General features: G+C 65.1%; 17 protein-coding genes and 3 tRNA genes. All 20 read right to left on the bottom strand.

What is annotated here, in order from left to right:
- Nucleotides 1–81: 81 nt before the first annotated feature.
- The 20 genes from JN531_RS10175 to gcvPA all read right to left on the bottom strand — a co-directional run bounded on the left by JN531_RS10175 (nucleotide 82) and on the right by gcvPA (nucleotide 16,710).
- Nucleotides 82–1,296, bottom strand: coding sequence for an ABC1 kinase family protein (locus JN531_RS10175; protein ID WP_228348758.1), 1,215 nt, complete (start codon nucleotides 1,294–1,296; stop codon nucleotides 82–84).
- A gap of 52 nt (nucleotides 1,297–1,348) precedes the next feature.
- Nucleotides 1,349–2,317, bottom strand: a complete 969-nt coding sequence (locus JN531_RS10170) for an NAD(P)/FAD-dependent oxidoreductase (RefSeq protein WP_228348757.1) — start codon at nucleotides 2,315–2,317, stop codon at nucleotides 1,349–1,351.
- Between the two features lie 86 nt (nucleotides 2,318–2,403).
- Nucleotides 2,404–2,480, bottom strand: a tRNA-Arg gene (locus JN531_RS10165).
- Between the two features lie 21 nt (nucleotides 2,481–2,501).
- Nucleotides 2,502–2,593: transfer RNA gene (locus JN531_RS10160), tRNA-Ser, on the bottom strand.
- A gap of 35 nt (nucleotides 2,594–2,628) precedes the next feature.
- Nucleotides 2,629–2,705 (bottom strand) — tRNA-Arg (locus JN531_RS10155).
- Between the two features lie 81 nt (nucleotides 2,706–2,786).
- Nucleotides 2,787–2,984, bottom strand: a complete 198-nt coding sequence (csrA, locus tag JN531_RS10150) for a carbon storage regulator CsrA (protein WP_228348756.1) — start codon at nucleotides 2,982–2,984, stop codon at nucleotides 2,787–2,789.
- Nucleotides 2,985–3,234: 250 nt separating this feature from the next.
- On the bottom strand, nucleotides 3,235–4,335 hold the full coding sequence (locus JN531_RS10145) for a CaiB/BaiF CoA transferase family protein (protein WP_228348755.1): 1,101 nt from the start codon (nucleotides 4,333–4,335) through the stop codon (nucleotides 3,235–3,237).
- Between the two features lie 9 nt (nucleotides 4,336–4,344).
- Nucleotides 4,345–5,481 (bottom strand): acyl-CoA dehydrogenase family protein, encoded by a 1,137-nt coding sequence (locus JN531_RS10140; RefSeq protein WP_228348754.1) that lies wholly within the window; start codon nucleotides 5,479–5,481, stop codon nucleotides 4,345–4,347.
- A 159-nt stretch (nucleotides 5,482–5,640) separates the two neighbouring features.
- A complete protein-coding gene (locus JN531_RS10135; RefSeq protein WP_228349987.1) occupies nucleotides 5,641–6,801 on the bottom strand; it encodes a zinc-dependent alcohol dehydrogenase family protein in 1,161 nt (386 codons plus the stop codon).
- A gap of 2 nt (nucleotides 6,802–6,803) precedes the next feature.
- Nucleotides 6,804–7,256 carry an acyl-CoA thioesterase gene (locus tag JN531_RS10130; protein ID WP_228348753.1) on the bottom strand — a complete coding sequence of 151 codons (453 nt, stop codon included), beginning with the start codon at nucleotides 7,254–7,256 and terminating at the stop codon, nucleotides 6,804–6,806.
- A gap of 15 nt (nucleotides 7,257–7,271) precedes the next feature.
- Nucleotides 7,272–7,538, bottom strand: coding sequence for an acyl-CoA-binding protein (locus tag JN531_RS10125; protein WP_228348752.1), 267 nt, complete (start codon nucleotides 7,536–7,538; stop codon nucleotides 7,272–7,274).
- Nucleotides 7,539–7,594: 56 nt separating this feature from the next.
- Entirely contained in the window at nucleotides 7,595–8,839 is a 1,245-nt protein-coding gene (locus tag JN531_RS10120; RefSeq protein WP_228348751.1) for a POTRA domain-containing protein, read from the bottom strand.
- Complete coding sequence (locus JN531_RS10115; RefSeq protein WP_228348750.1) at nucleotides 8,836–9,339, bottom strand: dihydrofolate reductase; 504 nt, start codon at nucleotides 9,337–9,339, stop codon at nucleotides 8,836–8,838. Before JN531_RS10115 ends, JN531_RS10120 begins: the two co-directional genes overlap by 4 nt.
- A 74-nt stretch (nucleotides 9,340–9,413) precedes the next feature.
- A complete protein-coding gene (locus tag JN531_RS10110) occupies nucleotides 9,414–10,208 on the bottom strand; it encodes a thymidylate synthase (protein WP_228348749.1) in 795 nt (264 codons plus the stop codon).
- 4 nt (nucleotides 10,209–10,212) lie between these two features.
- Entirely contained in the window at nucleotides 10,213–11,010 is a 798-nt protein-coding gene (gene lgt, locus JN531_RS10105) for a prolipoprotein diacylglyceryl transferase (protein WP_228348748.1), read from the bottom strand.
- 63 nt (nucleotides 11,011–11,073) lie between these two features.
- Nucleotides 11,074–12,249: a class I SAM-dependent rRNA methyltransferase gene (locus JN531_RS10100; protein WP_228348747.1), complete on the bottom strand. Its 1,176-nt coding sequence runs from the start codon at nucleotides 12,247–12,249 to the stop codon at nucleotides 11,074–11,076.
- A 49-nt stretch (nucleotides 12,250–12,298) separates the two neighbouring features.
- Complete coding sequence (locus JN531_RS10095) at nucleotides 12,299–13,237, bottom strand: carbohydrate kinase family protein (protein WP_228348746.1); 939 nt, start codon at nucleotides 13,235–13,237, stop codon at nucleotides 12,299–12,301.
- 130 nt (nucleotides 13,238–13,367) lie between these two features.
- Nucleotides 13,368–14,828, bottom strand: a complete 1,461-nt coding sequence (gcvPB, locus tag JN531_RS10090; protein ID WP_228348745.1) for an aminomethyl-transferring glycine dehydrogenase subunit GcvPB — start codon at nucleotides 14,826–14,828, stop codon at nucleotides 13,368–13,370.
- A 5-nt stretch (nucleotides 14,829–14,833) separates the two neighbouring features.
- Nucleotides 14,834–15,334, bottom strand: coding sequence for a thiol peroxidase (tpx, locus tag JN531_RS10085; RefSeq protein WP_228348744.1), 501 nt, complete (start codon nucleotides 15,332–15,334; stop codon nucleotides 14,834–14,836).
- Between the two features lie 11 nt (nucleotides 15,335–15,345).
- A complete protein-coding gene (gcvPA, locus tag JN531_RS10080) occupies nucleotides 15,346–16,710 on the bottom strand; it encodes an aminomethyl-transferring glycine dehydrogenase subunit GcvPA (protein WP_228348743.1) in 1,365 nt (454 codons plus the stop codon).
- Nucleotides 16,711–16,746 lie beyond the last annotated feature (36 nt).

The following is a 16,746-nucleotide window of genomic DNA, read 5'->3' as shown; positions in this document are numbered from 1 at the left end:
GACTCGGTGACGACGACCCGCCCTGTGTCGGGGTACGCAGCCTTCAGGGTAGCCCAGACCGCGAACTGCCAACGAGCCGGCTCAGGGTGTATCCGACCAATGGCGCAACAAGCCTGCCACCGGCACTCGGGCGCCGAGCGCGCGCAGCATCCAGTAATGGCCGCTGACGGCGCGGGCCGCGAAGGCCAGTGGCGGTACCGGCCGGAACAACCGCCAGAGACGCAAGTGTTGGCGAACCACGCGTCGCGCCTCGTCGATGAGCTCCGTGTCAGCAAAGTCGAATTGCGGTGCCGACACCAGGCGATCGACCGTCACCTCGAGCATGGCGCGATATGCGGGCGCCAAGGTCGTGCCGATCTGCTGCCGCACCTGCGGATCGTGGGCATCGACCGGCAACGCATCGAGCACGAAGAGTACCGCGTGGAGGGCGGCGACATCGCCATCCAGCGCCGCCGACAGCCCCTTCAAGAGCTGCGGCGGCAGCCGCGACGCCAGCGGTTTGACGCAGCCGAAATCGTAGACCGTTATCGTCCCGTCCATCGAGAAGCCGAAATTGCCGGGATGCGGATCGGCGTGGATCACGCCGGCCTGGAAAACCTGCGACAACGACCATTCGAGCAGCACGGTGCCCAATCGATCGCGTACCGGCTGCGGATACCTCACCGCCTCCGCGAGCGCATCTGCGGGACAATAGCGGGTTACCAGGACGGCCTCGCCGCACAATTCGGGTACCGGCTCGGGATAGCGGACAGCGGGATGCGCAGCGCGTGCGCGGAGGTTCTCCAGATGCCGCAGTTCCTGCGCGTAATCGGTTTCCTCGCGGAAGCGGACCCGCACCTCGGCCAGTAGCCCGTCCAGCGCCGCCCGGTCAATCTGCAACAGCCGGCCCATGCGCAACAGACGCCCGAGTGCATCAACATCTTCGTCGACCGCCTCGGCGACGCCCGGGTAACGGACCTTCACCACGACCTCCCGACCATCCACCAGCCGCGCGCGATGCACTTGCCCGATCGAGGCTGCCGCCATCGCGGTCGGGTCCAGCCAGTCGATTTGGGCCCAGGCCTGCGCCGACCATTGCTGGCGTAATACCGCATCGATCTCAGCGAAGGCACGAGGAACCGCCTCGCGCTGCAGGCGCGCCAGGGGCGCTGCCAGCTCAGGGGGCAGCAGATCGGCGTACTGCGACGCCAGCTGTCCCAGCTTCATCGCCGCACCTTTCATCTCGCCCAGGGTGTTGAACCAGTCCTCGCCGATCGCGGCCCACGGCGTCTCGCGACGTCCGGGCAGACGGCTCAACAGCAGACGTCCTGCCGATCGGGCACCTGTCCACAGCACTCGGCGTCCGCGATCAGCCACCGGCGCCGGCCCTGCCCAGATGCACTAGGGCGATGTCGGCCAGCGCAACACCGCTGCCCCAGGCCGACTCCACTCGCGCCGCTGCGAAGCCATCGCCGGCGCATCCGAGTCGTAGATGGTCATCCCACTGCGGCCCGTCCGCACAGTGTGTGGCAAGGGCGTACCGCCAGCGATGCGCGGACAGCGCCCGGAACGGCACCGCCCACATTTGCCTCATCGCTGTGCCGATCTGCGCCATGACGGCGTCGGCCGTGGACTCGATGTGCGCCGCCGACCAGGCCGCCGATGCCTGAACGATGTACCGCGGATGTCCCGCTCGCTGCGGCTTGGACTGTTCGTCCGCCACCCAGCCGAGAGGCCCGCCATCTTCCAGGCGCTGTCCCGCGGGAACCGGTGGCGGCGGCCCGTCGGGCGCCAGCATCACCGTCCAACTGGGGGCGTAGCGGACATCGCTGCCATCCAGCGTCGCAGCGGCCGGCAACAGGGACGCCAGCTGCGGTGCCGGCACCGTCAGCAACACGGCCGCGAAGCCAGAAGCGGTGGACGTGACATCGTTGTGATCGCGAAGGCGCAACTGCCACCCGTCATCCCTGCGTTGCAGTCCGGTCAGCGTCAGGCCATTGTGAACCTCGAGCCCGTGCGCCAGCGACCGCGCGAAGTCGCGCATGCTTGGTGCACCGACCCAGCACGGCTCAGGTTTCGTCGGCAGCGCCCAGGGTGCAGCTGCAGCGCCACTCGACCGCATCAGATTGACGAACGCGTCGGTTCGCCCGGTAAAGAACTGGGCGCCATGGTCACAACTGCCCGCAGCGGTATCGCGACTGGCGACGCGGCCTCCGGGATGTCGACCCTTGTCGAACACCCGAACCATCACGCCCGCCTGCTGCAGACGTCGGGCACAGCCAAGGCCCGCCATGCCGGCACCGATCACGGCCACCGCGAGTGGATCAGAGGAGACCATCAACCTGCACACGTGGAATCAGGGACGCAGCCTGCCCGACTTCGGGGCTTGGCGTCCAAACGTGGAGGTGTGACGGAGAAGACAAATGGTGGGCTCGGAGAGATTCGAACTCCCGACCCCCAAGTTCGTAGCCTGGTGCTCTATCCAGCTGAGCTACGAGCCCACACGATCTGCCTGAAAAAACTGGCGGAGAGTGAGGGATTCGAACCCTCGATAGGGGATAAACCCTATACTCCCTTAGCAGGGGAGCGCCTTCGTCCACTCGGCCAACTCTCCGGGACGACACGAGGGAAACTCCCTCACTGCAACAGTGGTGCGCCCGGAAGGATTCGAACCTCCGACCCCCAAGTTCGTAGCCTGGTGCTCTATCCAGCTGAGCTACGGGCGCCCCGGCGCCAGAGAATCTCCTCAGGCGGGGCGCGATTGTAGCGACGCGCCGTGCGCAGGTAAAGGCGCGGTTGTCGCCTTGTTATTCTTCGGGCTTGTTGGCCGCGGCCGCGGCCGCGCGTTCACGCTCGCGTTCCACCAGTTCACCGCGATGCACCGGCACTTCCTTCGGTGCCATCACACCCAACCGGACCTGTCCACCCTTGATGTCGAGGACGGTGATCGTGATACCGCCACCGATGATGACGGTCTCACCCACTCTCCGCGTCAGGATCAGCATGTTTGTTTCCCCATATGGTTTTCTTGACCTAATTCTGACACCCGCAGCCCGATAGGGCCACGTTGACAAAACGGTTTGCGCCAGACGGCAGGGTGATCGCGTACGAGCGGCGGACACCGGCGGAGGGCGCCCGCCGTGCAACCGCAGACTGCCTGCCGTATCGATTCATGTTCAACCCGGTGAGTGTACGCCGCACAGATCGATCGTTCAGGTTGACACCCAAAACTCTCACATCCGCGCAACAGGTGGGTCAACCGCGGGACAACACCTCGGCGGTGTGCGCCCCGAGCGCCGGGCTGTCGCCTTCGACGGGTTCCGCATGACTGAACTGGATCGGCAAGCCGATGGCCGGCTTGCCCGCGACGCTGCGCACCAGCCCACGTGCACGCACCTGTTCGTTGTCGAGCGCCTCATCCAGGGTCAGGATGCCGGACACACAGGTATCCTCATGGGCCAGCAACTGCTCCCACTGCGCTTGCGTGCGCCCCCTGAACAACGTCGTCAGCGCGTCGCGCAGCGGCTGCCCTTTCGGACCGGGGACCAACGGCAACTTCAACAGCTCGGTGGCGTCGGCAAGTTCCAGCAGGCGCTTGAAGAACTTGAACTCCAGCGAGCCCACCGCGAGATACCGGCCGTCCGCGGTCTCGTAAACGCTGTAGTTCGGCATCGCGCCGGACAGCGCATCGGCACTGGGCGCCGGCACCTGCCCCACCGTGCGCTGCGCGCTCAAGGCGGCCACCTGCAGCGCCAGGGTGCCATCCATCATGCCGACATCAACGAAGGTGCCTTCGCCGCTACTGCGCGCGCCGATCACCGCGGCGAGAATACCCACGGCACAGGTCAGTGCACCACCGGCAAGGTCTGCCACCTGGAAGTTACCCTGCACCGGCGCGCCACCCAGCGGCGCGTTCTGATGCAGGTCGCCCGCATAGCCGCGATAGTTCATGTCATGCCCGGGCCGACTGGCATACGGGCCGGTCTGCCCGTAGCCCGTCAGCGCGGCATAGACCAGACGCGGATTCCGCGCCCGCAAGGTGGCGTAGTCACAGCCCAACTTGGCCATGACACCGGGCCGAAAGGATTCCAGCACGACATCGGCATCGTCGGCCAGCCGACGGAAGGCCTCGGCATCCTCCGGCTGGCGCAGGTCCAGCACCACCGATTTCTTGCCCCGATTGACGAGGGTGAACATCTCGGGCGACAAGCTGCGGCAATAGTCCCCGGTGCCGGGCTCCTCGATCTTGATCACCTCGGCGCCCATCTGGGCGAGATACAGCGAGCAGAACGGGCCCGGCAGCAGGCGCGACAAATCGAGGACACGAATGCCCTTCAGCAACGGGTTGGCAGACATGGCGACTCCCTAGAGGGTGCGGGCGATCAGTTCCTTCATGATCTCATTGGTGCCGCCATAGATGCGCTGGGCACGGGCATCGATCCATGCCTTGGCGACCGGATACTCCATCATGTAGCCATAGCCACCGTGCAACTGAACGCACTCGTCGATCACCTTGCACATCAGATCCGAGGTCCAGTACTTCGCCATTGCGGCGTCATCGACCCCAAGCTTTTTCTTGGTGACCTGTTCAAGGCAACGGTCGACAAAGGTCCGTCCGATCGCCAATTCGGTCTTCAGCTCGGCCAATTTGAACCGGGTGTTCTGGAAGCTGGCCACCGGCTTGCCGAAAACCTTGCGGCTGCGGGTGTACTCGATGGTCTTTTCCAGCACCGCTTCGGCACCGGCGATGGACGTGATGGCGATGATCAACCGTTCCCAGGCAAGCTCCTGCATCAACATGACGAAGCCCATGCCCTCGCGGCCAAGCAGGTTGGCCTTGGGCACGCGCACGTTCTCGAAGAACAGTTCGCAGGTGTCCTGCGCATGCATGCCGACCTTCTTCAGCGGCTTGCCCTTGCTGAAACCTTCGCGGTCCGCCTCAACAAGGATCAAGGAAATATCCTTGGCACCCTCGCCGGTGTCACCGGTCTTCACCACCACCACCGCGAGATCGCAGAGATAGCCGTTGGTGATGAAAATCTTCGATCCATTGATGACATAGTCGTCGCCGTCTGCAACCGCACGGGTCTTGACGCCCTGCAGGTCCGACCCGGTTCCGGGCTCGGTCATGGCGATCGCGGTGACCGTCTCGCCGGAGGCCATCTTCGGCAGCCAATGCGCCTTCTGCTCCTTGCTGCCGAAATTGTTGATGTAATGGGCGACGATCTCACTGTGCAGCGGCCAGCCGATTCCGGTGGCGCCGGCGCGGGCCAGCTCCTCCATCTGCACCACGCTGAAAAGGCGGTCGCCCGATCCGCCGTACTCCTCGGGCATCGACATGTTCAACATGCCGAGCTCACCGGCGCGGTTCCAGATCGCCCGATCCACATGCTGCTGGGCTTCCCAGCGCTCGTGATGCGGCATGATCTCTTCTTCGATGAAGCGACGGCTGGTCTGGCGAAAATCCTCGTGATCAGAGGAGAAAACGGTGCGGGGGATCATCAGAACTCCAAGGAAATTATTATTACCACTCTGCAGGTATAACGCTGCGCGGATGGTAACAGACCCACTGTCGGTTCGCGGACAAGGTCAAGGTTTCTTTGTGTGATCGAGAGTTCTCGGCGGGTACGCCCAAATCGTCTTCCGCGCCGCAAAGGTAATTTATATTACCTTTCTGGTTAATTCCGCCGTGAACAGGACCACTTGGCGTACCGCCTCACCGCGTGCCAACCGGTCAAAGCCTTCGTTGATCTGGTCCAGCGTCAGGGTATGGGTCAGCAGCCGATCGACCGGCAGCCGGCCGGCCCGATACAGCGCAACGAACCGAGGAACATCGCGAGAGGGTACGCAGGACCCCATGTAAGAGCCCTTCACCGTCCGCTCCTCGGCCACCAGACTCACCGCCGATATGACGAAATTGCGGGAGGGATGCGGCAAGCCGACGGTCACGGTGGTCCCGCCCCGACGCGTGGCCTGATAGGCCTGCAGCAGTACCTGCTCATGGCCCACCGTCTCCACGGCAACCTCGACTCCGCCGGGCACGGCCGCCTTGATGGCCGCCGGCACGTCGATCTCGGCCGCTGCGAGAATGGTGTGGGTGGCACCCAACTCGCGGGCCAGCGCCAACTTGTCGGCGCGCACGTCGACCGCCACCACCGGATACGCGCCGCTGGCCACGGCGCCCAACAGGGCTGCCAACCCGACACCGCCCATACCGAATACCGCAACACTCTGTCCGGGCGCGACCCGGGCGGTATTGACCACACTGCCGACGCCGGTCATCACCGCACAACCGAACAGCGCTGCAATCTCCGGCGGCAGGCTGGGGTCGATCTTCACCGCCGAGCGCTGGGACACCACCGTCCGTTCGGCGAACCCCGATACGCCCAGATGATGATGCAGTGTCGCACCATCACCGCAATCGGTGAAGGGTGTGGTCCCGCCCAGAAGGCTGCCTGCGACGTTGGCGCGCGCGCCCGGTTCACACAATGCGGCACGACCGCTGGCGCAGGGGTCGCAATGGCCACAGACCGGGACAAAGGAAAACACCACCGCGTCCCCCGGCGCAAAGTCGGTCACGCCTGGGCCGCAGGCCTCGACCACGCCCGCTGCCTCATGCCCGAGCACCATCGGCATCACCCGGGGGCGCGATCCGTTGATCACCGACAGATCGGAATGACACAGGCCGGCGGCTTGCACGCGAATCAGCAACTCTCCCTCAGCCGGGGGGGCCAGATCCACGGTCTCGACCTGCAGTGGACGGGAATCGGCGTACGGAGCCGGCAGGCCCATCTGGCGCAGTACGGCGGCGCGGGTTTTCATCGTCACGATGAGGGCTCCTGGGTGGGGCGATACAGTGCTTCAAGCGCGGCACGCAGCGGCGCCGGTGGTGGCTGCGGTCGCCGCGTGGCGCGGTCGACAAAAACATGAACAAAGCCCCCCTCTGCCGCGGGCTCGGCGGCCCCCTCGCGAAACAGCGCGATCTGGTACCGGACGCTGGTACGACCCAGATGAGCAACCCGAAGCCCGGCTTCGATACGGTCGGGAAACGCCAGCGGTGCGTGATAACGGCAGTGTGAATCAACGCAAAGACCGATCACCGCACCGGCATGAATGTCGAGACCGCCCTCGGTGATCAGGTAGCGATTGATGACCGTATCGAAATAGCTGTAGTACTCGACATTGTTGACATGCCCATACACGTCATTGTCTTTCCAACGGGTGTCAAGCGACTCGAAACGCGGGTAGTCCGCCCGCGCCGTCAGCGCGTTCTGCATGCCGGCTGCCACGATCTAGCGATGGCTCTTCAGCAGCGCTCCCACCTTGTCGATATAGGCCTGACGGGCCGTATCGGCGGCCGTACCCTTGAGCTTGGCCCAGGCGTCGTATTTGGCACGCCCGACCATGTCGAGCATCCCCGGTCGGCTGCCACTGACATCCCCTTCGGCTGCCTGCTTGAAATGCGCGTAGAGGAACAGCATGTCTTCGTTGGCGGGTCGCTTGGTCAGGGTCTTGACGTCAGCCTGCGCCTGGGCGAAGGCGGCCTGAAGGTCGCTCATGAAGATCTCCGGAATGATGAGGATGAGCCCAATTTACAGCATGGGCCCGTCGATGGTCAGGGCCGGCCGCCGAAGGCGGCACCCGACCCGCTCTGACCGATCGGGAATGCCCACCCCAGTTCCACCTCGAGATTGACGAACTGCGTGATGCGCAAGCGCACACCGAGACCGAGACTGGTGTACACCCGAGACAGGCTGACGTCGGAGACATCTTCAAACACGTTGCCCGCCTCCAGCACCACCAGGGTCCGCAGCCAGGGCCAATGCAACGGACGCAACCACTCCGCCGCCAACCGATAGTAGGCATCGCCCTCAATGAAATCCCGTTCGAACGCGCGCAGCTGGCCGCCGCCGCCGAGCGCGAAGGCATCGATACTGGCCGGCCCCCCGTGATAACCACCGACTTCGGCAAACAGCTGCAGACTCTGGTGCGGGGTGTCCCCCAGCGGCCGGAACCAGGCGACATCGCTCCTCCAGCGAACGAAGTCATAGTCCGCCGCCAGACCCTCCACGGCGGTATCCACGCCGATCCCCAGACGCAGGCCCTCGTCGCTGTAAACCTTGAAGCGCAGATTGCGATAGCCCAGTTGCCCGCCCACCGCGACGGCCTCGCCATCGGAGGGCGGCGCGGTTGCGCCCGCGGTCACCTGCCGCCGCCAGCTCGGCCCCACCCCCACCGACCAGCCCTGATTCGACCGTCCCTGGGTCAGCTGCCGCGACCAGTTGATACCGAGGGTGTCGATACGCTCCTCGTAGGTCGCCATGCCGGTGGCATCCTCCACAGGCCGTTTCAAATGGCTGACCCCGAAGGCAAGCGTCTCGTAGCGCCCGGTCAACGCCGGCGCCACATAGTCGAGGGCGTACTGCACTTCTTCGCCCACCCCCTCGGTTTCGGCGTTCTCGCGCTGACCGTAGAGCACCATGCGATGGTTGAGCCCCAGAACGTTGCTCCATCGAACCTGGGCCCCATAGCTGTACCGCCCGTCAACATTCGCCGAGATTCGCGGCAAGGGCAGCAGGTAGTACTTCTCCCGCACCCGGTACGTGAGCACCCGCCCTTCGGGCAGGTCATCGGTACTGACATCCACTTCACGGAACAGCCCGAGGTCCAAAAGCGCCTGGCGGTCATCTTCCAATGCCTCGGCATCGGGCGCTGTGCCCTCGACCCAGACCAGTTCGCGCCGCAGCACCCCCTCACGCGTCGTGGTGTTGCCCTCGAAACGGATGTCGACAACCTCGGGCTCGGCAGCCTGCAAGATGGTCGGCAACACGACCAGCAGCAGTGCCGCGCGAACGTTCATCTGCGCTGGTACTCGGCGAAATCGAAGGCGACCGCATGTCGGTCGTCAGCCGGATGATGGGTACGCGACACGCAGGTCCACACCGTCTCGTCCCAGTTGGGGAACCAGGCGTCGCCGTCGGGCGCCGCATCCACCTCGGTGAGATACAGGCTCTGGGCACGCGGCAATGCCTGCGAATACAGGTCGCCGCCGCCGATCACCCACAATTTGCCCTCGCTTGGCGGCAGCAGCGCGTTGTCGAGGGTATCGAACACAGCCGCTCCGGGCGCGGTATAGCCTGGGTTGCGCGTCAACACCCGATTTTCGCGCCCCGGCAGCGGTCGCCCCAGCGATTCCCAGGTGCGCCGCCCCATCACCACCGGCTGCCCCAGCGTGAGCTGCTTGAACCGCCGCAGATCATCTGGCAGTTGCCACGGAAGCGCGCCGTCTCGGCCAATCACACGATTGCGCCCCAGTGCGGCGATCAGGCAGATCGGACGCGTGATATCAGGTGTATTCATGTCCGCAGCATAAAGAAGGTCGAGATCTTCCGGGGCGCAACATGGCGAACGGCAGCTGGGCCGCCCACGGACGGTCAGACCGCGACCGGCGCCTTGATATGCGGATGCGGGTCATACCCGGTCAGGGTGAAGTCCTCCGGCACGAAGGCGAACAGATCGGTCACTGCGGGATTGAGCTCCATCCGTGGCAGCGCCCTCGGCGGCCGGGTCAGTTGCAGCGCGGCCTGTTCGAGATGATTGGCGTAGAGGTGACAGTCGCCCCCGGTCCAGACGAAATCGCCCGGCTGCAGGCCACACACCTGCGCGATCATCATCGTCAGCAATGCATAGGAGGCGATGTTGAAGGGAACACCGAGAAAGATGTCGGCACTGCGCTGATACAGCTGGCACGACAGCCGGCCATCGGCAACGTAGAACTGGAACAGGGCATGACAGGGCATCAGTGCCATCTTGTCGAGCTCACCGACGTTCCAGGCGGAGACGATCATGCGGCGCGAATCCGGCGTCGAACGGAGCTGCGCCAACACCTCACGGATCTGGTCCACCTGGCGGCCGTCGGGCGTCGGCCAACTGCGCCACTGCTTGCCGTAAACCGGGCCCAGATCACCCTGCGGGTCGGCCCACTCGTCCCAGATGCTGACACCCCGCTCTTTCAGCCAACCGATGTTGGTGTCGCCCCGAAGGAACCACAGCAACTCGACGATGATTGATTTCAGGTGCACCTTCTTGGTAGTCACCAGCGGAAATCCGGCCGACAGGTCAAACCGCATCTGATGGCCGAAAACCGAGCGGGTGCCGGTACCGGTGCGATCCGTCTTCTCGGTGCCATGGTCGAGGACATGGCGCATCAGGTCGAGATAGGCCTGCATCAGCTCAGCCCTCCCGCGCGACCGGCCGTCGGTACGCCAGCAGCAGCATGGCGCCGCCGACCAACAGCATCGGCACGCACAGCTGCATGCCCATGGTGAACCAGGTCGTGCCGTAGAGATAGCCGATATGGGCATCCGGCAACCGGACCAGTTCCACCAGCGAGCGGAACACGCCGTAGAGGACGAGAAACAACCCGGAAACCGCCATTCTCGGCCGTGGGTTCCGCGAGAACCACCACAGAATGATCAACATGGCCAACCCCTCAAGGCCGGCCTCGTAGAGCATCGACGGATGCCGGGGCTCGGGGCTCGCCGCCGGGAACACCATGCCCCAGGGCATCTGGGTCGGCGCGCCATAGAGTTCGCCATTGATGAAGTTGCCGATTCGCCCGGTCAGCAGGCCCATCGGCACCAGCGGTGCAGCGAAATCGGCAATGTCGAAGACATTGCGATTCTTCACCCGGGCAAACCAGAAGTAGGCAACCACGACGCCCAACAGGCCCCCGTGAAAACTCATGCCGCCTTCCCACATCCGCAGGATCACCAGCGGCTCGGCCAGAAACCGGTCGAAGTTGTAGAACAACGTGTAGCCGATCCGGCCGCCGAGGATCACCCCCATGACGATGTAGAACAACAGGTCGGTGACCTGCTCACGCGGCCAGTTGATGTGGGGCTGGCGGGCACGGCGCGTCCCCAGCCACCAGGCGCCATAGAAGCCGGCCAGATACATCAGGCCGTACCAGTGCACCTTGACCGGCCCGAGCGCCAGTGCCACGGGATCGAAGTTGGGATGGGTCAACATGGCCGCATTGTACCCGGCGTCTGCGGCGTCCCGGTGACCGCGTCCATCGCGCCCGTCACGCGGCTATCCCGTATGCAGCCGGCTGACGATGCCCTTGAGGTAGCGCGTCTCCGGAATCGCGGGATGCACCGGATGATCCGGTCCCTGCGCGCCAGTTTCGAGAATCTGCATGCGCCGATTCGCCGTCCGCGCCTCGCGCAACAGCACCCGCTGCAGATCGGCCTCGGCGACATGATGTGAGCAGGAGCAGCTGATCAGGATCGCATCGGGTGCCAGCAGTTGAATGGCCGCCCGGTTCAGCGCCGCGTAGTGCTCGAGCCCGTGCTGAAAGTCCTTCTTGCGTTTGACCAGTGCGGGCGGATCCACCACCACCACATCGAAACTGCGGCCGTCGGTGCGGAGCCGCTTCATGACGTCGAGCGCCTCGCCCTGCAGGGCCTCCAGCGACATGCCATTGAGGCCGGCGCTGTCGGCTGCCGCGGCCAACGCCGGCTCGGAGCGGTCGATACAGGTCGCCGATTCGGCGCCGGCCGCCAGCGACCGCAGCGCCCAACCGCCGGCATAGCTGAAGACATCCAGGACCCGTCCGCCCGCCGCGTAGCGTGCCCAGCGGTCACGATTCTGACGCTGGTCATAGAACCAGCCGGTCTTCTGCCCGCCCGCCAGGGGCACCCGGAAGCGCACCCCGGACTCGTCAAGTTCCACCTGCTCCGGGACCTCGCCAACCGTTTCGTCCTGCAACGACAAGCCCTCGGTGGCGCGCATCGGCAAGTCATTGGCGAAATAGATGCCACGGGGCGAGAACACCCGCTGCAATGCTGCCAACAGCGCCGGTTTGAGCCGTTCCATGCCGGCAGTGCTGATCTGCACGGCAAACAGGTCGTCGTAGCGATCAACCACCAGTCCGGGCAGCCCGTCGGCCTCGCCGAAAACCAGACGGTAGTGCGGCGTGGCGTGGCCCCGTGCGCGCAGCGCCAGGGCGGCCTCGAGGCGCCGGGAGAACCAGTCGGCATCGATACTGGCCTGAGCCGAGCCGGTGAGCAGGCGAACGGCGATCAAGGTGTGGGGATTGAGGTAGCCGAGCCCCAGCGGCCGTCCGCGGTCATCCAGAACCCGGCACAGACTGCCGGGTTCGGCTTGGCGAAAGCCCTCCGCCGCCTCGATTTCATTGGAGTACACCCAGAGGTGCCCGGCGCGGAGACGTCGGTCCTCGCGGGGTTTGAGCTTCAGCTCGATCATCGGGGGCTCCAGTGAGCGGTGGGGACAACAGGCCGCAGACGCGGCGGGATCACAGGCCGTTCAACGGCGCGCGGAATTCTTGCTCGTAGCGCTCTCGGAACGCCTCAAGGGTGAAACGATGATTCTGGGTCCCGGGACGTTCGATCTTGATCGCGCCCATCAAGCTCGCAATGCGGCCGGTGGTATCCCAGTCCAGCCCCTTGGCGATGCCGAACAGCAACCCGCCACGATAGGCGTCGCCGCAACCGGTGGGATCGGCCAGCGACTCGGCCTTGGCCACCGGAATCTCGTGCGTCTTGCCGCGCGCGATGATATGCGATCCCTTGCCGCCGCGGGTGACGATCAGGGCGTCCACCCGCTCGGCGATCTGCTTCAGGGACCAGCCGGTGCGGTCCACCAGCAATTCTGCCTCGTAGTCGTTCACCGCCACGTAGCTGGCCTGCGTAATGAAGGCCTTCAGCTCCTCGCCATTGAACATCGGCAGCCCCTGCCCGGGGTCAAACAGGAACGGGATGCCGGCATCCACGAACTGCTGTGCATGCAGCAGCATGCCGTCGCGGCCATCGGGCGAGACCGACCCGACCGTCACGCCGGTGGTGGCGATGTCCTGGGTGTGCGCCAGATTCATGGCGCCGGGATGGAAGGCGGTGATCTGATTGTCGTCGAGGTCAGTGGTGATGTAGGCCTGTGCCGTCCAGGCGCTGTCGATCTGTCGCACGTGGGCCCGACTGATGCCGTGTTCGTCCATCCATGCGGCATAGGCATCAAAGTCCTTTCCGACGGTGCCCATCGGCAGCGGGTCGCCGCCCAGCAGCGACAGGTTGTAGGCGATGTTGCCGGCACAGCCCCCGAACTCACGGCGAAGGTCGGGCACCAGGAACGAAACGTTCAGGATGTGGACCTTGTCGGGGAGGATGGCGTTTTTGAATTGGCCGGAGTAGACCATGATCGTGTCATACGCCAGGGAACCGCAGATCAGAACCGACATAGTGAACTCAGACTCTTGATGAATGACGTGGGTGACGGCCATCCTTGGCAATACCGCTCACGCTTCCGCCCCCCGTGGCGCACCTCCATGTGCGTCCGTCTGGCGGGGTCGATGTCCACTGGACATCGTCCTAGCCCGGTGCGACCCAGCGCAAGTCGAGCTGGCGGGCGGCGCGGACATCATCCAGACGCCGCACCGGCTGACTGTAGGGCGCGCCCTTGACCTTGCCGATGTCGACTTTCGCCTCGTCCCAGATGGCCGCAAGCGCGTCGACGAAGGCATCGAGCGTCTCCCGGTCTTCGGTCTCGGTCGGTTCGATCAACAGGCATTCGGGGACCAGTAGCGGGAAGTAGATCGTCGGCGCGTGGTAGCCGTAGTCCAGCAACCGCTTGGCAATATCGGTGGCGGTCAGATTCAGCTCGGCCTTCTGCCGTTTGAGCGTGATGATGAACTCGTGACTGGCGCGCCGCGTCGGGAATGCGAGATCGAACCCCCGTGCCCGCAACTGCACCATCAGGTAGTTGGCGTTGAGGGTGGCAAATTCGGCCACCCGATGCATCCCCTCGCGCCCCAGCAGGCGGGCATAGATATAGGCCCGAAGCAGGACGCCGGCGTTGCCCATCCAGGCGGACAGACGGCCAATGCTCTGCGGCAGGTCGCGCTCGTCCAGCCAGCGATAGCGGCCATCATCCGCCTTGCCGACCACGGGAATCGGCATGAACGGCAGCAGCCGCTTGGAAACACCGACGGCGCCGGCGCCCGGCCCACCGCCGCCATGCGGCGTCGAGAAGGTCTTGTGCAGGTTCATGTGGATGACATCGAACCCCATGTCCCCCGGCCGCACCTTGCCGAGAATGGCATTGAGGTTGGCACCGTCGTAGTACAGCAGGCCGCCGGCCTGGTGCACGATGTCGGCAATCTCCTTGATGCGTCGCTCGAAGACGCCGAAGGTCGACGGATTGGTCAGCATGATGCCGGCGGTCTGCGGGCCCACCGCCGCCTTCAGCGCCTCGACATCGACATCGCCTTCGTCATTGGTGGGGATTTCCCGCGCCACGTAACCCAGCATGGTGGCAGTCGCCGGGTTGGTCCCGTGCGCGGCATCGGGCACCAGAATCTCGGTGCGTCCGGTGTCCCCTCGCGCCTCATGATAGGCACGGATCATCGCCACCCCGGCAAACTCGCCCTGCGCGCCGGCCATCGGCGTCAGACTGACGCCGGCCATGCCGGTGACGTCGCGCAGGATGTCCTGCAGGTCGTGCAGGCAGGCCAGGAACCCCTGGGAGTGGTCTTCCGGCGCCAGCGGATGGCGCCCGAGAAACCCTGGCAACATCGCCAGGGTGTTACAGGCGCGCGGGTTGTACTTCATCGTGCACGACCCCAACGGGTAGAAGTGCGTGTCGATGGAGAAATTCAGCCGCGACAACCGCGTGTAGTGTCGTACCGCCTGCAGTTCCGAGACTTCCGGCAACAGCGGCGGATCCCGGCGGCGCAGCGCCGCCGGGATGTCGCTGGTGTCGGCCATCGCCGAGGGCATTTGCGCCCAGGCGGCCCGACCCGGCGACGACCGTTCGAAGATCAGCGGTTCCATTGGCCTCAGCCCAGCGCCGACAACGCGGCGTCATAGTCCGGCTCGTCGCCGATCTCGGCGACCAGTTCGGCATGAATCACCCGATTGTCGGTGTCAAGCACCACGACAGCGCGCGCGGTAAGACCTGCCAAGGGTCCGGTTTCAACCAGCACGCCATAGTCCTTGGCAAAGTTGCGTCCGCGCATCAATGATGCGGTGACGACGTTGCTGAGACCTTCGGCACCGCAGAATCGGGCCTGCGCGAAGGGCAGGTCAGCCGATACACAGAGGACCACGGTATCCGCCAGCCCGGCAGCCCGCTCGTTGAACTTGCGAACGCTGGTGGCACACGTCGGTGTATCGACGCTGGGGAAGATGTTCAGCACCTTGCGCTTGCCGGCGAAGTCGTGCAGCGACAGATCGCGCAGGTCACTCCCCACCAGCCGAAAACCGGGGGCATCCGCCCCCTTGGCGGGAAGCTCGCCAAACACCTGAACCGGATTGCCTTTGAGGGTTACGGTCGACATGCGCATCTCCTTTACGGGGTAACCAGAACGTCACGCAGGGCCTGCGTGTACTGGTCGAGGTGGGTTTCAGTCTTGGTTTCGGTGACACAGACCAGCAGGGCGTTGCCAAGTTCGGGGTAATCGGTCGCGAGGTCGATGCCCCCGAGAATGCCGATGTCGGCAAGGCGCGCCAGTACCGGCGCCACCGGACGGTCCAGCCGCAGGACCGCTTCATGGAAACGCGGCCCTTCGAACGCAACGGTTACGCCCGGCAGGGCGGTCAGCCGCGCGACCAGCCCCTGGGTGCCGTGATGGCTGGCGGCGGCAACGCGGGCCAGGCCCTCGGGCCCGACCAGGCTCATGTAGAGCGTCGCGGCGGTAACCAGCAAGCCCTGGTTGGTGCAGATGTTCGACTTTGCCTTGGCGCGACGGATGTGCTGCTCGCGCGCCTGCAGCGTCAGCGTGAATCCGGGTTTGCCGTCGAGGTCGACCGTGCGCCCGACAATCCGCCCTGGCATCTCGCGCACCAGTGCCTGCCGCGCCGTCAGGAATCCGAAGTACGGCCCGCCGGATGCCAGCGGCGCGCCCAGCGGCTGGCCCTCGCCACAGACGATATCGGCCCCACGGGCGCCCCACTGTCCCGGCGGCTTCAGCAGCGCCAGCGAAGTCGGATTGACCACCGCCACAACCAGGGCACCGCGGGCGTGTGCCCAATCGGTCAGCGCATCGACATCTTCCAGCTGGCCGAAGAAATTGGGTTGCTGGATAACCACCGCGGTCGGCGCACTGTCGGCATGCGCCTCCAGCGCGGCGGCCAGGGTGACGCCGCGCCCGGGGTCGTAGTCGACCGCTACCGTCTGAACATTCTGGGCCGACGTGGTCGCCCGCACCACGTCGCGGTAGCGCGGGTGCACCGTTCGCGGCATCAGCACCCGCCCGGACGGGTTCTGACGATTGGCGCGCACCGCCATCAACAGCGCCTCGCCCAGGCCACTGGCACCGTCGTAGAGCGACGCGTTACTCACCTCCATGCCGGTGAGGGCACAGATCATGGTCTGGTACTCGTACAGCAGTTGCAGCGTGCCCTGACTGGCCTCGGCCTGGTACGGCGTGTAGGCCGAGTAGAACTCACCGCGGGTGGTGATCTCCCAGACAGCAGCCGGGATATGGTGCTCGTAGGCGCCCGCCCCGATGAAGTTGAGTGCGACCACGTCCTGCGCGGCACGCGCCCGCATCAGCTGACTGACCGCCATTTCCGGCAGGGCGTCGGGCACGCTGCCCAACGACCCTGCTCGCAGGGACGCGGGGATCTCGTCGAACAGGGCGTCGATGTCGGCGGCGCCGATCACCGCCAGCATGTCGCGAATATCGGTTTCGGTATGGGGAATGAAAGGCATGGTTTGAGGGCTGGAATGGAGGGCGGCGACCGCGAC

This window comes from Flagellatimonas centrodinii (genome assembly GCF_016918765.2).
Lineage (GTDB): Bacteria > Pseudomonadota > Gammaproteobacteria > Nevskiales > Nevskiaceae > Polycyclovorans > Polycyclovorans centrodinii.
The sequence above is the reverse complement of the archived record's forward strand: the minus strand, read 5'-3'. Positions and strand labels throughout refer to the sequence as shown.